This is a genomic window from Youxingia wuxianensis (assembly GCF_014385085.1).
Classification (GTDB): domain Bacteria; phylum Bacillota; class Clostridia; order Oscillospirales; family Ruminococcaceae; genus Youxingia; species Youxingia wuxianensis.
The window spans coordinates 100,917-118,630 of record NZ_JACRTD010000007.1; the positions used below are offsets into that span (position 1 = coordinate 100,917).

Consider the following 17,714-nt stretch of genomic DNA (forward strand, 5'->3'; position numbering starts at 1 on the left):
AGCGAAGAGCTTGACTCCGCAGTCTTTCAGCAGGCGGCTGTTACGCGCCGCTGAAAGAAATGGGATGTCCCCCACTTGCAGGCGGGGGACATCGGCGCAAAGGGATAGGAGGAAGTCAGATGAATTTGCTGTTTGTGGCGGTCAACGCAAAATACAGCCATACCAACCTTGCTGTGCGGTATCTGCATCAGATGGTAAAAGATCTGCCCGGGATAAACAGCAGTTTTTTGGAATTTACTATCAATCAGCAGATTCAGCCGGTGCTTTTTGAGATTCTCCGAAAAAAACCGGACGCGGTACTTTTTTCCTGTTATATTTGGAACATCGAAATGGTGCGCCGCCTGGGGGCGGATATAAAAAAAGTTTATCCCCATATAAAAATTGTTCTGGGCGGACCGGAAGTTTCTTTTCGTGGGGAAGAACTGCTTAAGTCCTATGCGTGGATCGATTATATTGTCTGCGGGGAAGGGGAGGGCGCAGCCCTTTCCCTGGTAAGCCAGCTTACCGGGAAAGGCGCCGCCGAAGGCGGCCGCAGCACACGAAGCGTGCTGGCTGCGCCCCAAACTGCCGATATGGATCAGCTTCCCTTTCCCTACGAAGATTTATCTGAGCTTGACAATCGAATCATTTACTATGAAAGCTCCCGCGGATGCCCTTTTGGATGCAGTTATTGTTTGTCCTGTACCGACCGAAGGACAAGATTTCGTTCCCTTCCTATGGTTTACCAGGATTTACAGAAATTTTTGGATGCTCGGGTAATGCAGGTGAAGTTTGTGGACCGTACCTTTAACTGCGACAGAAAGCGCGCTCTTGCAATATGGAAGTATCTGGCAGAGCACGACAATGGAATTACCGGGTTCCATTTTGAGATCGGCGGGGACCTGTTGGAAGAAGAACAGCTGGACTTTCTTTCCACTGTGCGTGCGCAGCTGTTTCAATTTGAAATCGGAGTACAGACTACAAACAAAGCGACTCTTGGGGAAATCTGCCGAAAAACCGATATGGACAAGCTGCGGTATAATGTAACACGTGTGCATCAGGCGGGGAATATCCACCAGCATTTGGATTTAATTGCCGGCCTGCCTCTGGAGGGGTTTGAGCGATTCGCCCAGAGCTTTGACGAAGTATTTGCTCTTCGGCCCCAGCAGCTGCAGCTGGGATTTCTAAAACTGCTCAAAGGAACTGTGCTTTATCAAGAGCGGGAAAAATACGGTCTTGTCCACTCGGAATATCCTCCTTATGAAGTGCTTCGGACCGGACATATGTCCTATGAAGAACTGTCCCGGCTGAAACTGGTAGAGGAAATGACCGAAGCATATTATAATAAAGGATGTTTTGATGTTCAGCTTTCTTATTTATTGGAATATTTCTCCTCTCCCTTTATGCTGTTTTTAAAACTGGGGGAATATTTCTCCCAAAGAAACGGCGGCCTGCGGTCTTTGGGGAAATATGAATATTATGACCTTCTCCATGAATTTTTTCAAAAGGAGGTACAAGGGGACGATATTCTCTGGCAATGGCTGAGCAAATATGATTTGATCCTTCGTGAAAAGCCCAAAAAACTTCCCTCCTGGCTTATCCAGGACGAAACGCTGCCTTTGCGCCGTCAGATTTTAGCTTTTTACGAAAATGAAGAAAATTTGAAAAGATATCTACCTTCTCTGTTAGGGAAAGATCCAAAATATATTTATAAGACCGCCCACATGGAACGCTTCCCCTTTGATGTAACTGATCCCAAACGTCCCCCTGAGCCGGTGATGATCTTATGCGATTATTCCCGGCGCACAGCACAAGGAAACGCGGTATCCTATAAGGTGACCTTGGAATAAAAAAACGCCTGGTAACTGTTTTTCGTTACCAGGCGTTTTTTATTCATCAATCACTGTCATAGAATAACTAATTTTAAAGCACTCACCAGGGTTAACAAACTTTACATACGGCTTATCTTCAAAGTTTCCAGTTTCATTTTCATAAGCCGGCAAACCGCACCAAGGTTCCAAGCAGACATAGTCCGCGTTTTTCTTAGGCGCGGACCAAACGCCCAGAGCGTCAAATTTCGGGAAAGAAAATTCCAGTCCCTTACCGGTAGAAGGATTGATCAGCTTTACCCGGCGGGATTTGGGATTAGCGAAAATCAAAGCGTCCCGGTCGTCGAACAGATCGTGACTTAAAGGAAGAGTATCCTTGCCCGCCAGCTGAGGAAGGATTTCCGTTCCAGTAATCACATATCCGTTGGGGGCCAGAGAGTTTACCCCATCCTCCACACACTCGAACTTCAAAACATAATCGGTAAATTTTTCCCCCTCATAAATAGGGCATTTAAATCCAGGGTGACCGCCGATACACATAGGCATTCTCTCCCCTGATTTATTTTCTACCAAATATGTAGTGGTAAATCCATCTTCAAAGATCGTATGGGTAGCATGGATAATAAAATGGAAAGGATAAGTTTTAAAAAGGGCTTCATCCGACTCCAAATACATTTCAATAAAGTCGTCCCCATGTTTGCCTACCTGAAATTCCAGCTTTCTTAAATTGCCATGTTTGTTCATTGAATAAGGTTTTCCATTGATTTTCACCTGGGAATCCTTGATAGAACCAACAATGGGGAAAAGTACCGGGGATTGGCTTCCCCAAACCTGGGGATCCACCTGATACATATATTCCCGGCCGTTGGCGGGAATATAGGATGAAAACTCCCCGCCGGTGCTGTTGACCTTAGCGGTAGCCTTACCGCATTTTAACGTGTACTGCGCCATAGTAACCCTCCTATATAGTAAAATTATTTATTTAAAAAAGTATCCACAATATAACGGGGACGATGTTTGACTTCCTTATATACTTTGCCGATATATTCCCCAATGATTCCCAGGCAAAGCAGCTGAATGCCTCCCAGCGCCCAGATAGAACCCATTACCGTTGTCCAGCCGGCAACGGTCCAGCCCATCAGTTTAATTATCAAAAGATACAACAGTGCCAGCACGCTGACCAAAAAGATGATTACACCTAAGGTGGTGATCAAACGAATGGGTTTCACGCTGAAGGAGGTAATTCCATCCATGGCCAAAGCCAGCATCTTTTTCAGCGGGTATTTGGATTCTCCGGCAAACCGCTCATGCCGCTCATATTCCACTACCGAGGTGCGAAATCCAATCAAAGGCACAATCCCTCTTAAAAACAGATTGACCTCATCATAGCGGGCCAGCGCTTCCAGAGCGCGTTTGCTCATCAGACGGTAATCCGCGTGATTTTCCACAATCTCCACGCCCATCAGTTTAAGAAACCGGTAATACCCCACAGCGGTTGTACGTTTAAACACCGTGTCTGTAGCCCGGGAAGAGCGGACCCCATAAACGATATCACATCCATTATAGTATTCCGCAATAAATTTGTCTATAGCGTCTGTGTCGTCCTGCAAATCCGCATCTAAGGAGATGGTGATGTCCGCGTGCTCCTTAGCTTGCATCAGCCCGGCTACCAAAGCATTCTGATGTCCCTGATTGTGCGCCAGCTTCAATCCGGAAAACAGCGGATCCTGTTCATGATACTTGCTGATCAGCTCCCATGTGCTGTCCCGGCTTCCGTCGTCTACAAACAGCACCCGGCTGTCGGGGGAGATCAGCCCGCTTTGTATCATTCCGGACATCTTAGCCTTTAAACGGGAGGAGGTTTCAGGAAGAACCTCCTGCTCGTTATAACAAGGAATGACTAAATATAAAATTTCGTTCAATTTTACTCCTCCTTCGGCTCTTCGCCGTCGCTTGGACAGTTTTGCTCTCCCTCAGGCGAACGGATGCTGTCAAAGCGGTCCTGTGTTTGCGCTTGGCCGCCCGGCAGGTCAAGACATTTTGTTTCCTCAGGGTCAGAAAGGCAGGTCTGCTCCGGCACAGGAATAGGCGCCTGCCCAAATTTTTTCCACAGCAGCAGATAAACTATAAGCAGCAGCAGCCCCGCGCAGCTAATCAGCGCCCCCGGCAATAATCCGGGAGTATGATATTCAAATCGGATAGTATTCTCTCCCGCCGGGGCCCGCACCGCCATAAATCCGATGTTTACCTTTTCGATTTGGGCGGGTTGTCCATTTATAAAGGCGGTCCAGCCGTCGTCATAAGGCACCGAATAAAACACCAGGTTTTCCCTGGAAAGATTGATTTTAGAGGTAAACCCCCGGTTATCAATTACAAAACTATACCCGGCGGTATTGCGTCGGTTTTGGGCATCCTGGTAGAAATCCTGCGTTCCTAAATCGGAGTAATAATCCGCCGGCATTTCTTCTAAAATATCCGAATGTTCGAGGGAAGCCTCTTCTTCCAAAACCAAGGCGCGAAGCATCACAGAGCTCCGTTTTTCTTCTTCCAGGGAATCCAGCTGACTGCGGGAAATATAATAATCATAGGTAAATCCCATAGGAATAAAGTTTTCATTTTCATAGATCTGATACCCCAGCTCTTTTGCGTACAGCCGGTATCCTGGCATTGGCGCGGCAGTGTTTTCTTCTTTGTCCGGAACAAACAGCCAACGTACGGAAAGCAGGGAACGAAGCTGAGGAAACTTCGTTTCCGGTTTAGAAGAAACGTCCCGTTTCACTCCAACTTCCGGATAAAATTCCATAATGGAAACCGGTACAATGGAATGAAACGCCTGAATATTAGGAAGATGCCAGTACATCCCCAGATTATCCATGCTTTTATACACATCCGAACGGGCAAAGGTTTCATTTGGCAAATTTAAATGGTACCTGCCCTGCAAGGCGATGTTGCGGATAAATTCCGGATCGTCCGAATGGGATTTTCCCATAGCGATAAACACAATAGAATAGAAAGCGCTGACACAGCACAGCATAATCGCCGTTACCCGGACAAATACTTTTGTTCCTTGATATCGTTTCACCAACATATAGGTAATCACAAGCCCCATTAAGGCGATCACCGAAATAGCGGCAAAGCGTTCAGGATACTTCGTCAATCCCAATTCCAGACTATTTCCATTTGCAGGAAGGGAGGTAGGGGTTAAAGCTAAAATACAAATGATGAGCGCCGTGTATACCCCGGTCCATTTCAATCCTTTGAAGATAGGGATAGAGCGGTTTTCCAGCGCTAATACACTGGCCATCGCCATCAACAAAATCGGCATATAGTACCATCTGGCATAGTAAGAATTATTAAACAGGATAAACATACTGTTCAGTCCTGGGATAAGAGCGCATACCAAACTGACTATTAGGATTTTACGCAGCCAGGTTTTTTTGGAACTTACATACGCCAGCACCCCGGACATGCTGACCATAGGAAGCCAGGCGGAAAGAGAAGCCCATTTGGCTCCCCGGTCTGGGAACAGGTTGGGGCGGGAAGGCAGATCAGGAGGGAAAAACATGCTGCTCACAATCGCCGGAAGAAGCTGATTATGCCAATACACCCAAAATCCCCAGCCAGTAAGAAGCTCTCCTGCACCGGTACGAGGGTTGCCTAAAATAGCCAGCACCGAAGGCAAAAACAAAAGCATCGCTAAAAGCATCCCAAGGACTGCTTCAAACGCCACCCAGAAAAATCTTTTGACGGTCATTTTCCAATCCGGCGCGCCGCAGCGGATAACAAAATAGAGCAATACAAAAACAACTTCGCCGATAAAAAACCAATAGTTTATCATTGCGTTAATAGCTACCGTCACAGCAAAGACGCCCCGGCGGTTATTTACCACAAGCTCCTCCATACCGATCAGGAGCAGCGGAAAGAATACAATCACTTCATGGAAGTGGTTAAAAAAGATATTATAAACTGCAAAGCCGGAAAAAGCGTACAACAAACCGCCCAGCACCGCATAATCTTTATTTTTTACAAACCGCTGAATATAGAGATATCCTGTCAAACTGGCACAGGAATGTTTTAAAATGAGCAAAGGCGCCATCAGATGGGGAAGAAATTCCGTAGGAAAGGGAAGGGTCAGCCAAAAAAATGGGCTGCCCAAAAGATAAAAACTATACGAACCGATAAAATTCGCACCCAGATCAGTATACCAATTCCAAAAGAAATCCCCGGATTTCACCGCTTCATGGGCCAGTTTATAAAAAGGGATTTGCTGTACATTAAAATCCCCAAAAAAGAAAAAATAACCTTTATCATAGATTACAAAAGGTAAAAAGATTACGGCCGCTGTAATCAGAGCATATAAAAATGCCTTTAAAGCATATCGCTTTTTAGGCGCCTGCGCAGCAATACTCATGACAATCCCCCCGTGTAGATAGGATGGCGCCAAACAAAGAAAATTATACAAATTTAGAAAATGACGCCCTATATTTCTGGATTATTATACCATTCGTTTTGTATTATACCATAAAAAAAGAAAAATAGTAGCTTGTACTTTAAATAAGGTGGGATTTCCTGTATAATTTAATTTATAGAAAAGGAGAGAATACCGATGAAAAGATACAGTTTTTTTGCCATGTTGTCTCGAATGAAATATATTACCCGCTGGGGACTTATGCGCAATTCCCGGCAGGAAAATTTAAGTGAGCATACCCTGGAAGTAGCCTATATCGCCCATGCTTTGGCGGTGCTCCATGGAAAAGTTGATCCGGCTCGGGTGATTATGTGCGCCTTATACCATGATTGCAGTGAAATTTTAACCGGGGATATGCCTACCCCAGTAAAATATTATAATCCAAAGATAAAACAGAGCTATAAAGAAATCGAGGCGGCCGCTAATCAGCGGCTGCTGGGGCTGCTGCCTGAACCAATGGCAAAGACATACCAAAAAAGCTTTTTTGAAGAAGATCCTCAAGTAATATCCCTGGTAAAGGCGGCGGATAAATTATCCGCTTTGATAAAATGTATCGAGGAACTGCGCATGGGAAACGACGACTTTCGTCAGGCCAAAAATGCGCAGCTTGAAAGCCTGCACGCCATGAATTTGCCGGAGGTGGAGCAGTTTATGGAAGAGTTCTTACCGGCATATGAATTGACGTTGGATGAGATGCAGAACATAACTTGATTAACTATTGACAAAGTATACCATACGAGTATAATTAGGAGCGGAAGGACGCCTCTGGGCGTTTTGTCCAAATTTACCTGCAAGGTGTGAACGACATGTCAAATAAATCGTCAATGGAAAAAACAAAATGGATTACCCGTACCGCCCTGTGCACCGCTTTGGTGCTTTTAGCTCAGGTGGTGGGAAAGTACTTGCTTCCTGCCGGTCTGCCCATCTATGGGCCGTTTACTTTAAACCAGCTGGTGACCGGTTCTTTGGTAAATTTGATACTGATATTGTCGGCCGCGAATATCGGCCTGGTTTCAGGGATTACCGTAGGCATAATTTCGTCCCTTTTAGCGACCCTATTGGGAATTACCGCCATCCCATTTTTAACTCCGGCAATTGCTTTGGGCAATGCTATTATCGCAGCGATTGCCTGGTTTTTCTTGGGGAAATTCACAGCCAAAGGAATGCATGCCGCTGGTGTGATTTTAGGAGCCGGGGCAAAATGCGCCTTTTTATGGGTGAGTGTTCCGTTTATTCTAAGCCTTCTTCCCAATATCAAAGAACAGCAGACAGCGGCGATGACAATCATGTTCTCTTGGCCTCAGTTTGTGACAGCGGTTATCGGTGGAATTATTGCCTTGGTGGTGTACAATCCTCTGAAAAAAGCGATTTCCAGATAGGGGAAAGCAACCGGTAGACTTTTACAGCGAGTATGCTATAATGATGAAAAACAGGGGCAAAACTATGTTTTGCCACCCGGACTGTGTCCGGGGAGTGGTTTCCGCTTTTGGGAAACCACGGCGGTTCCTTTTGCAGCCCGCGCCCTAAAACGCAGAGCGTTTTCCGCGCACCGCGGGTGCAAATCTCCGATTTGCCGGGCGCTGCTATAAATATTTTTGAGGGGGTTTTTTATGCAAGAATTTATTGCAATGTGGCAAAACTATGCGAATTTTGGGGGAAGGACTTCTGTCAGAGGGTATTGGATGGCATTTTTATTTAATGTGATCGCCTCTTTCGTTGTTGGTATTGTAGCGGGAATTTTGAGCTTGTTTATCTCTCCTTTGGCTTATTTAAGCTCTCTTTATTCTCTGGCTGCGCTTATCCCTGGACTTGCTCTTACGGTAAGACGTCTTCATGACACGGGAAAATCCTGGGTTTATATTCTGATCGGCCTGATCCCATTGGTAGGAACCATTCTCTTGATCGTATGGCTGTGCGGCGCCAGCGTTCCGGGAGCGAATGAATTTGGCGATATTTCAGAACAGGTATAATTTTACATAGGGAAAAAGCGTCCTGCCTATTGGCAGGACGCTTTTTTTCATATAAAAAACCATCTCACGTCTTTTTATGATCAAAAGACGGGAGAATATGAATTAGACTTTAAAGCTGTCTTTCAAGGTTACGATGCGGTTAAAAGCATTGGTATTTTTGCTGTCTTTGCAAAAATACCCCATTCGTACAAACTGGAATTTATCGCCTGGTTTTGCATCTTTCAGAGAAGGCTCCAGCTTACAGTCTTTCAAAACAGTCAAACTGTTCGGATTTAAGAAATCCAAATAGTTTTTACCCTCTGGGATATCGTTTACATTCTCCAAAGTGAACAAATTATCATACAGCATAACCGAAGCATCCACCGCATATTTGGCGCTTACCCAGTGGATGGTGCCCTTTACTTTGCGCCCATCCAGCGGCATTGCGTTTTTCGCCTCCAGGTCGCAGGTGCAGCGAAGCTCGATAATTTCGTTATTTGCGTCCTTAATTACCTCATTGCACTTAATGATATAAGAGCCCATCAGCCGCACTTCCCCGCCCAATTTCAGCCGTTGGAACTTGGGCGGCGGCACCTCGGCAAAATCGGATTTTTCAATGTACAATTCCCGGGTGAAGGGAACCTCTCGAACGCCGCTTTGAGGGTCCACCGGATTATTGGAAATGGAAAAATACTCCTCTTGATCTTGCGGATAATTGGTGATCACCACTTTAAGCGGTTCCGTGACCGCCATACGCCGCGGCGCCGCAGCGTTAAGCTCTTCCCGGATACAATACTCTAAAAGCTTTAGATCCACCAGGCTGTTGGATTTGGCAACGCCTGCGCGCTTGACAAATTCCAGAATAGAAGCGGGAGTATATCCTCTTCTGCGCAGAGCGCACAAAGTGGGCATACGGGGATCGTCCCAACCATCCACCCGGCCGGTTTCTACCAGTTCCCGCAGATACCGTTTGCTCATCACAGTATGGGTGATATTCAGCCGGGCAAATTCATACTGATGAGGTTTTTTCTCAAAATCGATATTATTCACTACCCAGTCGTATAGAGGGCGGTGATTTTCAAATTCCAGGGAACACAAGGAATGGGTAATCCCCTCAATGGCATCCTGGATAGGATGCGCGAAGTCGTACAGAGGATAGATACACCACTTATCCCCCTGACGGTGGTGGTGAGCCCGCACGATACGATAGATGGCAGGGTCGCGCATGTTCATATTCGGGGACGCCATATCAATCTTTGCCCGCAAAGTTTTGCTGCCGTCGGGAAATTCGCCGTTTTTCATCCGTTCAAACAAATCCAAGTTTTCTTCCACACAACGGTTGCGATAGGGACTTTCTTTTCCCGGCTGAGTCAAGGTGCCCCGGTACTCCCGAAGCTCGTCCGGACTTAGATCGCATACATAAGCTTTGCTGTCTTTAATCAGTTTAACCGCATATTCATAACACTGATCAAAATAATCGGAGCCATAATAGATGCCGCCGTTGGGAATAGCGCCCAGCCAAGTTAAATCCTCTTCAATGGATTTAACATATTCGTCGTCCTCCCGTACCGGATTGGTATCGTCATAACGAAGATTAAACAGGCCGCCATATTTCATAGCGGTGCTGTAGTTTATCCAAATGGCCTTGGCGCTGCCAATATGAAGATAGCCGTTAGGCTCCGGGGGAAAGCGGGTATGAATGCGTTCTTTTAATCCCCCCGCAATATCCTCGTCGATAATATCATGTATAAAATTAGATATTGTTTCGCTCACAATTCTTCCTCCTCCTTCCCTTTTTTTAAAAAAGGGAAGCCAAAAAATTTCTCCCGCTTTTTAAAAAAGATGCGGGTCAAAAAATACCGATAGATCCTGCAGCGCTTTTACAGGAAATCTGCAGGTTCGAAGTTTCGGCTGATTTTACCAAAGTCTCCCGTGGGAACAAACCCTCCAGGAAGGGCGACCCCCAGTTTAAGGGAACGGGGAGAGGGCGTCAAACGATTCCTTTTGCCAGACGTTCTTTTACTCGCCGCGCACCCAACACCTGCATTACCTCGTACATATCCGGGGAATTGGTGCGTCCGGTAACAGCTACACGGATCACCATGCTAACGTCCCCTACATGGCCCTTATACGCGTCCGGATCCTTTTTATAATCCTTCGTGTTTCCAGCAAACCCCAATTCCTGGGAAATGGTTTTAATTTTATCAAACCACTGGTTGTTGTCATCCGCCGGATCATATGCCAAAGAAAACTTTTCCAAAATGGCCCTGCGGTCCGCCGCGGATACATTTTCCGGATAATCTTCCTCCTGCTGGAAAAGCTCGTCGAAGAAAAAGCTCATATATGCCTTGGCCTCACTCCAGACAGCGATATCCTTTCTGGGCTTGGGGCACTCCCGGCCGATGGCTAAAATTTGTTTCGTATAGGCTTCATCCCTGGTAAGCAGGGCATAAAACTCTTCGTCGAACTGTTTGGCCCACTCTGTAAGCAGGCAGTATACGGTTTCTGTTTTCATTCGGGAAATCACATTTTTGGAGATATCCCGCAGTTTGTCAATATCGAACAGAGAACCGGACACGCTCATTTTTTTAGTGGTAAAATTAAACTTTTGGATATCTTCCTGGGGATTAGCAATCCGCCATTCCTCAAAGTTGGAATTTAACAGAGTCATGATATATTCGATTACTGCCGCAACGGAATATCCTTGTGCCTTATAGTAGTCCAGCGCCAATTCCGGGTCCTTACGCTTGGAAAGCTTGCGTTTGGAACCGCCGTCCATCTTCATCAGCTGGGCGGTATGCACATATTTAGGCGGTTTCCAGCCCATCGCCTGGAACAGCTGCAAATGAATGGGCAGGGTAGCCAGCCATTCTTCTCCCCGCACAACATGGGTAGTGCGCATTAAGTGATCGTCCACCACATGGGCAAAATGATAGGTAGGAATACCGTCGGACTTGAGCAGCACCACATCCTGATCATTTTCCGGAAACTCCATCTGACCCTTTACCAGGTCGGTAAATTTCACTCTGCGCTCTAAGTTGCCCTCGCTGCGAAAACGCAGTACAAACGGGACGCCCCCATCCAATTTAGCTTTAATTTCATCCAAAGGCATGTTCCGATGAACCGCCCATTCTCCGTAATAACCAAAATTAGCTTTTTGGGCCGCCTGTTTTTCCCGGATAGCGGCCAATTCTTCCTCGGTGCAGAAACAAGGATACGCTTTTCCCTGCTGGGTAAGCCATTTGGCAAAGGTTTGATAAATCTCCGCACGCTGTCGCTGTCGGTAAGGGCCATAGTTGCCACAGTCCTCCTGAAGGCCGGCGCCCTCATCAAAATTCAGACCATAATCACTGAATACGTTCAGGATGGTTTCCACCCCGCCGGGAACTTCCCTTTTTTGATCGGTGTCCTCAATACGAAGATAAAATACGCCGCCGCTTTGATGAGCCAGCCGTTCGTCCGCCACCGCGCCGAACAGATTGCCCAGATGCATAAATCCTGTAGGGCTGGGAGCGATACGGGTGACTTTTGCCCCTTGGGGAAGCTCTCTTTCTGGATAGCGGGCTTCTATCTCCTCAGGGGTTGTGTGGATATTGGGAAAAAGTAGGTCAGCCAAATTATTACAGTCCATTTTGATCCTCCGCTAAATTATCAAATAGGTAAAACATATTTTACACTATTTTTCTATAGTTTTCAACTGAGAAACCCGGAAAATACCGCCGCTGGCCGCTTATTCTTCCGGATGGTTTCTACGATAGTTCAGATAGCTCTCCAAAATAATCGCCGCCGCCAGCTGGTCCACCGTTTCTTTACGTTTTTTGCCTCTGGTATCCGTTTCATTGAGAAAGCCGATGGCGGACACGGTAGTGCCGCGTTCATCCCACAAACGCACTGGAACTTCCACCATTTTTTCCAGCCGCTGGGCAAATTCTTCGCATAATTTTGCCCGGTCGCCGATGGTGCCGTTCATATTGATGGGATGTCCCACTACAATTTCTTTCACGTCATACTCCACTGAGGCCACTGCAACTTTTTGCAGGACGCTTTCAAAATTTCTATCGTGAATGACCCCTATGGGGGAAGCCAAAAATTCTGTTTTATCGCAGCAGGCAAGCCCCGTGCGAGCGTCGCCGAAATCTACCGCCATAATTTTCATAATCGATCTCCTGTCTCTTATTTTATTTTACCGCCGCCGGAGGTTTGGTTTTCCACCAGGCCACATCGCTGGGGCAGGTCTCTTTGTTTGGAAGATGAGAAGCGTCGCTGAGATATAGGATCCGAGGCCGCAGATCTTTATCATATTCAATAAGATTTACCGAGGTATTCTCGCACCAGCCTATTTCATTTATTTTTTCCACGCCCCAGCCATGAAGAAAACACTGATAATTGCGGATAGCGCATCCATGAGAAAACACCGCGATGGTCTTTCCTTGGTTTTCCTGTAAAATGGCTTCGATCCCCCGCTGCATCCGCTGGTATACCTGTTTCATACTCTCTCCGCCCGGAGCGGTGAAATGGGCCGGATCATTTTCCCACAGATCAAACTCTCTGGGAAACAGCTGAGGCAGATCGGCAAAAGAGTGTCCCTCAAACCGGCCGCCGTCAATCTCAATGATCTCCTTTTTCAGGAAAATAGGCAGATGATAATATTCATTGACCGCTTTCGCAGTTTCATATGCCCTGATCAGCGGGCTGGAGTAGATTGCCTGAATGCCATATTCCTTGCACCGCCGCGCCAAAAATTTGATCTGTTCCTGTCCGCGCGCGCTCAACTCGCCGTCCAGCCGCCCCTGAAACACCCGGTCGATATTTCCCTGTGCCTGGGCGTGGCGGATTAGGTATAGTCTTGTCATCCTCAGCACCTCTCATTCAGCGGACAAAGCCAATTACCAGGGCTTTACCGTGCCGACAATTTCATTGATATCGCGGACGCCCTGCTGATCCAGCCACTGGTCTATTCCCTCGATTACCTTTAGGGGAACATACGGGTCGTAAAACAGAGCCGCGCCGATCTGTACCGCCCGGGCGCCTGCCATCATCATCTCAACGGCGTCCTGCCATTTCTCAATTCCCCCCATGCCCACCACCGGGATACTCACCTGGCTGGCCACCTGCCAGACCATACGCACCGCAACCGGAAAGACCGCCGGGCCGGAGAGTCCCCCTACATTGTTATGGAGTATGGGGCGGCGGGTAGCGATATCAATACGCATCCCCAGCAGGGTATTGATAAGGGAAACAGCGTCGGCCCCCGCGTCCTGTACTGCTTTGGCAATGGATACGATATCTGTTACATTGGGGGAAAGCTTAACCATCATAGGTTTTGTCGTATATCTGCGCATATGGGAAACCACATTTCCCGCCGAAGCGCAGCTGGTGCCAAAAGCTACGCCCCCTTCTTTTACATTGGGGCAGGAGATATTTACTTCCAGCATGTCGATTTTGCTGCTGTCCAGCCGCTCGGCAATAGCGCAGTAGTCCTCCAAAGTGCTCCCCGCCACATTGGCGATCAGCACCGTGTCCCGCTTTTCCAAGAAAGGCATATCGTTTTGTAAAAACGCTTCTACTCCCGGATTTTGAAGCCCTACGGAATTAAGCATTCCTTTTGGCGTCTCGGCGATCCGGGGAGGAGGATTGCCCTGCCGTTCCCGGATAGTCATTCCTTTAAGCGAGATACCGCCCAACTTCTCCATCGGGTACATTTTATCATATTCCCGTCCGAAGCCACAGCATCCAGAGGCCGTGATTACTGGATTTTTAAAGGAAACCCCAGCGATATTTACACCAAGCTTCGCCATTAAAACACCACCTCATCTCCATCAAATACCGGGCCGTCCTTGCACACATGGGTAAAAATTTCTTTGCCGTCCCGCACCGTACGGCAGGCGCACACCAGACAGGCGCCAACCCCGCAGCCCATACGCTCCTCCAAGGAAACTTTTGTCGGTACATTGGCTTGCTGAGCGATGGAAACCACTGATTTGAGCATAGGCATAGGACCGCAGGCGCAGATCAAATCCGCCGGCCCCTGTTCCAGGCGTTCTTTTAACAGCCCGCTGACAAATCCATGATATCCGGCGGAACCATCGTCGGTGGCAAGGCGGGTGTCGCAGCCCAAAGATTCAAAGTCGCTTTTTAAAATTACCGCCTGGGAATTTCGGAATCCGATAATGGCGGTGGCGTTTTTTCCATAATGGGCCGCTGTCTCCACCATGGGCGGCACGCCGATTCCGCCGCCCACAACGATCACCTTATTTTCAGGGGAAAGCAGGGGAAACCCATTGCCCAAGGGACCCAAAATATCCATGCTGTCCCCCACAGAAAGGTGGGACATCTCTTGCGTTCCCCCGCCGCGCACTTCAAACACCAAACGGATGGTTTGCCGCTGCCTGTCAATTTGGCACAAGGAAATCGGCCGGCGCAAGGTAAAACCGTCCGCCCGAATGTGGACAAACTGCCCGGCTGCCGCTTGGGAAGCGATGGGAGGACAATACACCGTATAATCAAAAATCCCAGGAGCCAGTTCTTTTTTTGCCGTGATGGGAAAAAGCGACTGAATATAGGACATAATTTCACAATCCTTTGCTCGAAGTAAGCGTTACCGCCCAATTTAGAAAAAAGCCTGTCAAAAAAGGCGCTCCACTCTTTTTCTTATTATACTATACCCCCGTGACGGTTACAACGCTCAATCCAACACAAATCAGTAAGATTTTGCTGAACAAAGCTTGCAATTTTCATATAAAAGGACTAGAATAGCACTTGCTGAAAAATCTATTCTTTCAGTGGCCAGTCGCAAGTTCCTGGCCGCCGGCGGAAAAATTTTCCCGCCGGCAAAACAGCGCTCTGGCAAAATCCAAAGCTGTCAGCGCGCGGGCCGAGATGATCGGTCTTACTACGAAAGGAAAACTGAATATGAAAACAACAAACACCAAACGCATGGTAACCGCGGCGATGATCGCGGCTGCCTACACCGCAGTGAGCCTGGTGCTTTTGCCCCTGAGCTTTGGGCCGGTCCAGGTGCGGGTCTCTGAAGCCCTGACGCTGCTTACGGTATTTAGTCCGACCGCTGTTACCGGCGTCACCTTGGGCTGTGCTTTAACCAACGCCATCGGTTTGGCCACCGGCGCCAATATTATTGGCATACCGGATATCATTTTTGGCACCGCCGCGACCCTGGTGGCCGCCGTTTTAAGCTGGAAACTGCGAAAAATCCGATTCTGCGGCCTTCCGATAGCATCCTGTCTGCCGCCGGTAATTGTTAACGCTCTGGTCATCGGCGGGGAGCTTACTTATGTTGGCAGCGCAGGATTTCCTCTTCCTATTTTTCTTATCAACGCCGCTCAGGTGGCCTTAGGGCAGATCGCCTCCTGCTGTGTTATAGGGCTTTTGATGGTATATTTCATGGAGAAAAAAGGACTGGATAAGAAGATTTTTGCTGAAAGATAAAACAAACCGGGGAACTTCAAAATAGAAGTTCCCCGGTTTATTTATTATTCTTTATTCTTTTTCTAAGGTGTCTTCTCCTTGGATCACATATTTATTTAGCCCGTGAAAAGCGCAAAAGGTAGTGGTAAAGTTGGCCCAAGAGAAGAAAAAAGGAACCACCAAAAAAGTAGTCACGGGGAAAAACAACAACAGTAGAACAGCGATTATCGCAACAATCAGCAGAGCAAGAATATTATATCCCAGACATACAAACGACAGAATAAAAGAATTTTTAAACACCAATTTGATGGGCAGATCAATCGTGGAAACCATCGGGAACACATACAAGGACATGAGCAGCAAAACAAAAAAGATGGTAGTCACAATCGCGAAGGGAACAACCAGCAGTTTGTTTTCCTGAAGGATCTTCCAGTATATCCCCAAAGCGGAAGCAGACAGCAGCATGCCGCCAAAAACGATTAGGCCGGTGATCAGACCTTTTTTAAAATCCGCTTTAAAGCAGCCCCAAAAATCCCACCATAGAAAATGGTTGGTATCCCGCACCATTTTTGAAGTGATTTTTGCCATAGCGGTTACCACAGGACCTAAAAATATAAGGGGAACAAAGAAAGAAAACAGTTTAAATCCAGGGGGGACAGATAACGCCAATACAATGCCGATAATAATCATAGGCAGAGCAAACAATAAAAATAAGAAGTTGAGTTTTACCAGTTCCAGCAGTTCCCGCCAGAGAATTTCAAAATACAAAGCAAGTCCTTTTTTCTTTGGAGCATCCTTTGGAATTCCCGGGCCGGGCCGGCTATACCGGTCTTTGAAAAAGCCCATTTACGTGACCTCGTTCCATAAAAAATATATAATAGTATAGCATAAAATCAAAAAAAATCAAATAAAGGGGGCGGAGATCCTCCGCCCCCAAATAATGGGTAAAATCAGTTGCAGATAGTTTTTTCTGTTTCTTTATCGAACAGATGAATTTTAGTTCCGTCGATAGCAATTTTAATGGTATCGCCGTCTTTTGCGCTGGAGCGAGGTGGAACCCTGGCGATCATCTTTGTGCCGTTTGTGGTGAAGTACAGATAAATTTCAGAACCCATCAGCTCTGCCAGGTCAACAGTACATTCAATGGTGCTGTTGGTATCTATACCCATGTAAACTTCTTCATCATGCAGGTTTTCCGGACGGATACCCAGAATAACTTCTTTTCCTACATAGGGAGCAAGAACTTCTTCCGGAGCCTTGGTCTTCGGAATTTTGATGGAAGAGTCGCCGAACTTGGCTACAAACTGATCTCCGTCTTTCTGGATAGTAACAGGCAGGAAGTTCATCTGAGGAGAACCGATAAATCCTGCTACGAACATATTGCTGGGTTCATCATACAATTTTTGCGGAGTATCCACCTGCTGGATGAAACCGTCTTTCATAACAACGATCCGGTCGCCCATGGTCATCGCTTCGGTCTGGTCATGGGTTACGTATACGAAGGTAGTTCCCAAACGTTTATGAAGCTTTGTAATCTCGGAACGCATCTGGGTACGCAGTTTGGCGTCCAAGTTGGACAGAGGTTCGTCCAACAGGAATACGGCTGGATTACGAACCATCGCACGGCCCAGGGCCACACGCTGTCTCTGACCACCGGAAAGCGCCTTCGGCTTACGGTTGAGAAGATGTTCAATATCCAGGATTTTCGCCGCTTCTTCTACTTTTTTCTTAATTTCCTCTTTAGGAGTTTTGCGCAGCTGCAGGCCGAACGCCATGTTTTTAAACACGGTCATATGGGGGTACAACGCGTAGTTCTGGAATACCATGGCGATATCCCTGTCCTTAGGAGCCACGTCGTTTACCAGTCTGTCGCCGATATACAGCTCGCCTTTGGTGATTTCTTCCAGGCCTGCGATCATACGCAGAGTTGTGGATTTACCACAGCCGGAAGGTCCGACAAGGATAATAAACTCCTTATCTTCGATTTCAAGGTTGAAATCATGAACGGCGGTAACGTCGCCAGAATAAACCTTATAAATGTTCTTTAAGCTAATGCTAGCCATG

The 17,714-nt window shown here is 47.2% G+C and carries 16 protein-coding genes; 5 read left to right on the top strand and 11 right to left on the bottom strand.

The genetic code is table 11. From position 1 onward, the window contains the following. The first annotated feature begins 119 nt into the window (after positions 1–119). Positions 120–1,829, top strand: a complete 1,710-nt coding sequence (locus H8705_RS10440) for a B12-binding domain-containing radical SAM protein (protein ID WP_262395718.1) — start codon at positions 120–122, stop codon at positions 1,827–1,829. A gap of 39 nt (positions 1,830–1,868) precedes the next feature. Here the strand turns inward: H8705_RS10440 and H8705_RS10445 are convergent, their stop codons facing one another. The 3 genes from H8705_RS10445 to H8705_RS10455 are packed head-to-tail and all read right to left on the bottom strand — an operon-like array spanning position 1,869 to position 6,219. Further along, positions 1,869–2,759, bottom strand: a complete 891-nt coding sequence (locus H8705_RS10445; RefSeq protein WP_262395720.1) for an aldose 1-epimerase family protein — start codon at positions 2,757–2,759, stop codon at positions 1,869–1,871. A gap of 23 nt (positions 2,760–2,782) precedes the next feature. Next, positions 2,783–3,730: a glycosyltransferase family 2 protein gene (locus tag H8705_RS10450; protein ID WP_262395721.1), complete on the bottom strand. Its 948-nt coding sequence runs from the start codon at positions 3,728–3,730 to the stop codon at positions 2,783–2,785. A 2-nt stretch (positions 3,731–3,732) separates the two neighbouring features. Then, positions 3,733–6,219 (bottom strand): YfhO family protein, encoded by a 2,487-nt coding sequence (locus tag H8705_RS10455; protein WP_262395722.1) that lies wholly within the window; start codon positions 6,217–6,219, stop codon positions 3,733–3,735. A gap of 195 nt (positions 6,220–6,414) precedes the next feature. Between H8705_RS10455 and yfbR the strand changes: the two genes are divergently transcribed. The 3 genes from yfbR to H8705_RS10470 all read left to right on the top strand — a co-directional run bounded on the left by yfbR (position 6,415) and on the right by H8705_RS10470 (position 8,246). After that, a complete protein-coding gene (gene yfbR / locus H8705_RS10460; protein ID WP_262395723.1) occupies positions 6,415–6,987 on the top strand; it encodes a 5'-deoxynucleotidase in 573 nt (190 codons plus the stop codon). Positions 6,988–7,082: 95 nt separating this feature from the next. Then, positions 7,083–7,655, top strand: coding sequence for an ECF transporter S component (locus H8705_RS10465; protein WP_262395725.1), 573 nt, complete (start codon positions 7,083–7,085; stop codon positions 7,653–7,655). 231 nt (positions 7,656–7,886) lie between these two features. Then, on the top strand, positions 7,887–8,246 hold the full coding sequence (locus H8705_RS10470) for a DUF805 domain-containing protein (protein ID WP_262395726.1): 360 nt from the start codon (positions 7,887–7,889) through the stop codon (positions 8,244–8,246). A 102-nt stretch (positions 8,247–8,348) separates the two neighbouring features. Here the strand turns inward: H8705_RS10470 and H8705_RS10475 are convergent, their stop codons facing one another. The 6 genes from H8705_RS10475 to H8705_RS10500 all read right to left on the bottom strand — a co-directional run bounded on the left by H8705_RS10475 (position 8,349) and on the right by H8705_RS10500 (position 14,793). Next, positions 8,349–10,001 (bottom strand): glutamine--tRNA ligase/YqeY domain fusion protein, encoded by a 1,653-nt coding sequence (locus H8705_RS10475; protein ID WP_392392085.1) that lies wholly within the window; start codon positions 9,999–10,001, stop codon positions 8,349–8,351. 214 nt (positions 10,002–10,215) lie between these two features. After that, a complete protein-coding gene (gene gltX, locus H8705_RS10480) occupies positions 10,216–11,856 on the bottom strand; it encodes a glutamate--tRNA ligase (RefSeq protein ID WP_262395728.1) in 1,641 nt (546 codons plus the stop codon). Positions 11,857–11,955: 99 nt separating this feature from the next. Beyond that, on the bottom strand, positions 11,956–12,381 hold the full coding sequence (ruvX, locus tag H8705_RS10485; protein WP_262395729.1) for a Holliday junction resolvase RuvX: 426 nt from the start codon (positions 12,379–12,381) through the stop codon (positions 11,956–11,958). A 22-nt stretch (positions 12,382–12,403) separates the two neighbouring features. Next, positions 12,404–13,078: a histidine phosphatase family protein gene (locus H8705_RS10490; RefSeq protein ID WP_262395730.1), complete on the bottom strand. Its 675-nt coding sequence runs from the start codon at positions 13,076–13,078 to the stop codon at positions 12,404–12,406. 33 nt (positions 13,079–13,111) lie between these two features. Next, positions 13,112–14,023, bottom strand: a complete 912-nt coding sequence (locus H8705_RS10495) for a dihydroorotate dehydrogenase (protein WP_262395732.1) — start codon at positions 14,021–14,023, stop codon at positions 13,112–13,114. Next, positions 14,023–14,793, bottom strand: coding sequence for a dihydroorotate dehydrogenase electron transfer subunit (locus H8705_RS10500; RefSeq protein ID WP_262395734.1), 771 nt, complete (start codon positions 14,791–14,793; stop codon positions 14,023–14,025). Before H8705_RS10500 ends, H8705_RS10495 begins: the two co-directional genes overlap by 1 nt. 191 nt (positions 14,794–14,984) lie before the next feature. Between H8705_RS10500 and H8705_RS10505 the strand changes: the two genes are divergently transcribed. Further along, positions 14,985–15,671, top strand: coding sequence for a QueT transporter family protein (locus H8705_RS10505; RefSeq protein WP_262395735.1), 687 nt, complete (start codon positions 14,985–14,987; stop codon positions 15,669–15,671). 51 nt (positions 15,672–15,722) lie between these two features. Here the strand turns inward: H8705_RS10505 and H8705_RS10510 are convergent, their stop codons facing one another. Both H8705_RS10510 and H8705_RS10515 read right to left on the bottom strand, forming a co-directional pair. Beyond that, positions 15,723–16,496, bottom strand: a complete 774-nt coding sequence (locus tag H8705_RS10510) for a DUF624 domain-containing protein (RefSeq protein ID WP_262395736.1) — start codon at positions 16,494–16,496, stop codon at positions 15,723–15,725. A gap of 104 nt (positions 16,497–16,600) precedes the next feature. Further along, the gene (locus H8705_RS10515; protein ID WP_262395737.1) at positions 16,601–17,713 is read right to left on the bottom strand and encodes an ABC transporter ATP-binding protein; all 1,113 of its coding nucleotides are present in this window, start codon (positions 17,711–17,713) and stop codon (positions 16,601–16,603) included. Position 17,714: the final 1 nt, after the last annotated feature.

What these genes read in the sequence shown, in the direction of transcription:
- ruvX (WP_262395729.1), bottom strand. Translation starts at nt 12,381, where the DNA reads ATGAAAATTATGGCGGTAGATTTCGGCGACGCTCGCACGGGGCTTGCC.
- H8705_RS10495 (WP_262395732.1), bottom strand. Translation starts at nt 14,023, where the DNA reads ATGGCGAAGCTTGGTGTAAATATCGCTGGGGTTTCCTTTAAAAATCCA.
- H8705_RS10500 (WP_262395734.1), bottom strand. Translation starts at nt 14,793, where the DNA reads ATGTCCTATATTCAGTCGCTTTTTCCCATCACGGCAAAAAAAGAACTG.
- H8705_RS10515 (WP_262395737.1), bottom strand. Translation starts at nt 17,713, where the DNA reads ATGGCTAGCATTAGCTTAAAGAACATTTATAAGGTTTATTCTGGCGAC.
- gltX (WP_262395728.1), bottom strand. Translation starts at nt 11,856, where the DNA reads ATGGACTGTAATAATTTGGCTGACCTACTTTTTCCCAATATCCACACA.
- yfbR (WP_262395723.1), top strand. Translation starts at nt 6,415, where the DNA reads ATGAAAAGATACAGTTTTTTTGCCATGTTGTCTCGAATGAAATATATT.
- H8705_RS10510 (WP_262395736.1), bottom strand. Translation starts at nt 16,496, where the DNA reads ATGGGCTTTTTCAAAGACCGGTATAGCCGGCCCGGCCCGGGAATTCCA.
- H8705_RS10445 (WP_262395720.1), bottom strand. Translation starts at nt 2,759, where the DNA reads ATGGCGCAGTACACGTTAAAATGCGGTAAGGCTACCGCTAAGGTCAAC.
- H8705_RS10440 (WP_262395718.1), top strand. Translation starts at nt 120, where the DNA reads ATGAATTTGCTGTTTGTGGCGGTCAACGCAAAATACAGCCATACCAAC.
- H8705_RS10465 (WP_262395725.1), top strand. Translation starts at nt 7,083, where the DNA reads ATGTCAAATAAATCGTCAATGGAAAAAACAAAATGGATTACCCGTACC.
- H8705_RS10470 (WP_262395726.1), top strand. Translation starts at nt 7,887, where the DNA reads ATGCAAGAATTTATTGCAATGTGGCAAAACTATGCGAATTTTGGGGGA.
- H8705_RS10490 (WP_262395730.1), bottom strand. Translation starts at nt 13,078, where the DNA reads ATGACAAGACTATACCTAATCCGCCACGCCCAGGCACAGGGAAATATC.
- H8705_RS10455 (WP_262395722.1), bottom strand. Translation starts at nt 6,219, where the DNA reads ATGAGTATTGCTGCGCAGGCGCCTAAAAAGCGATATGCTTTAAAGGCA.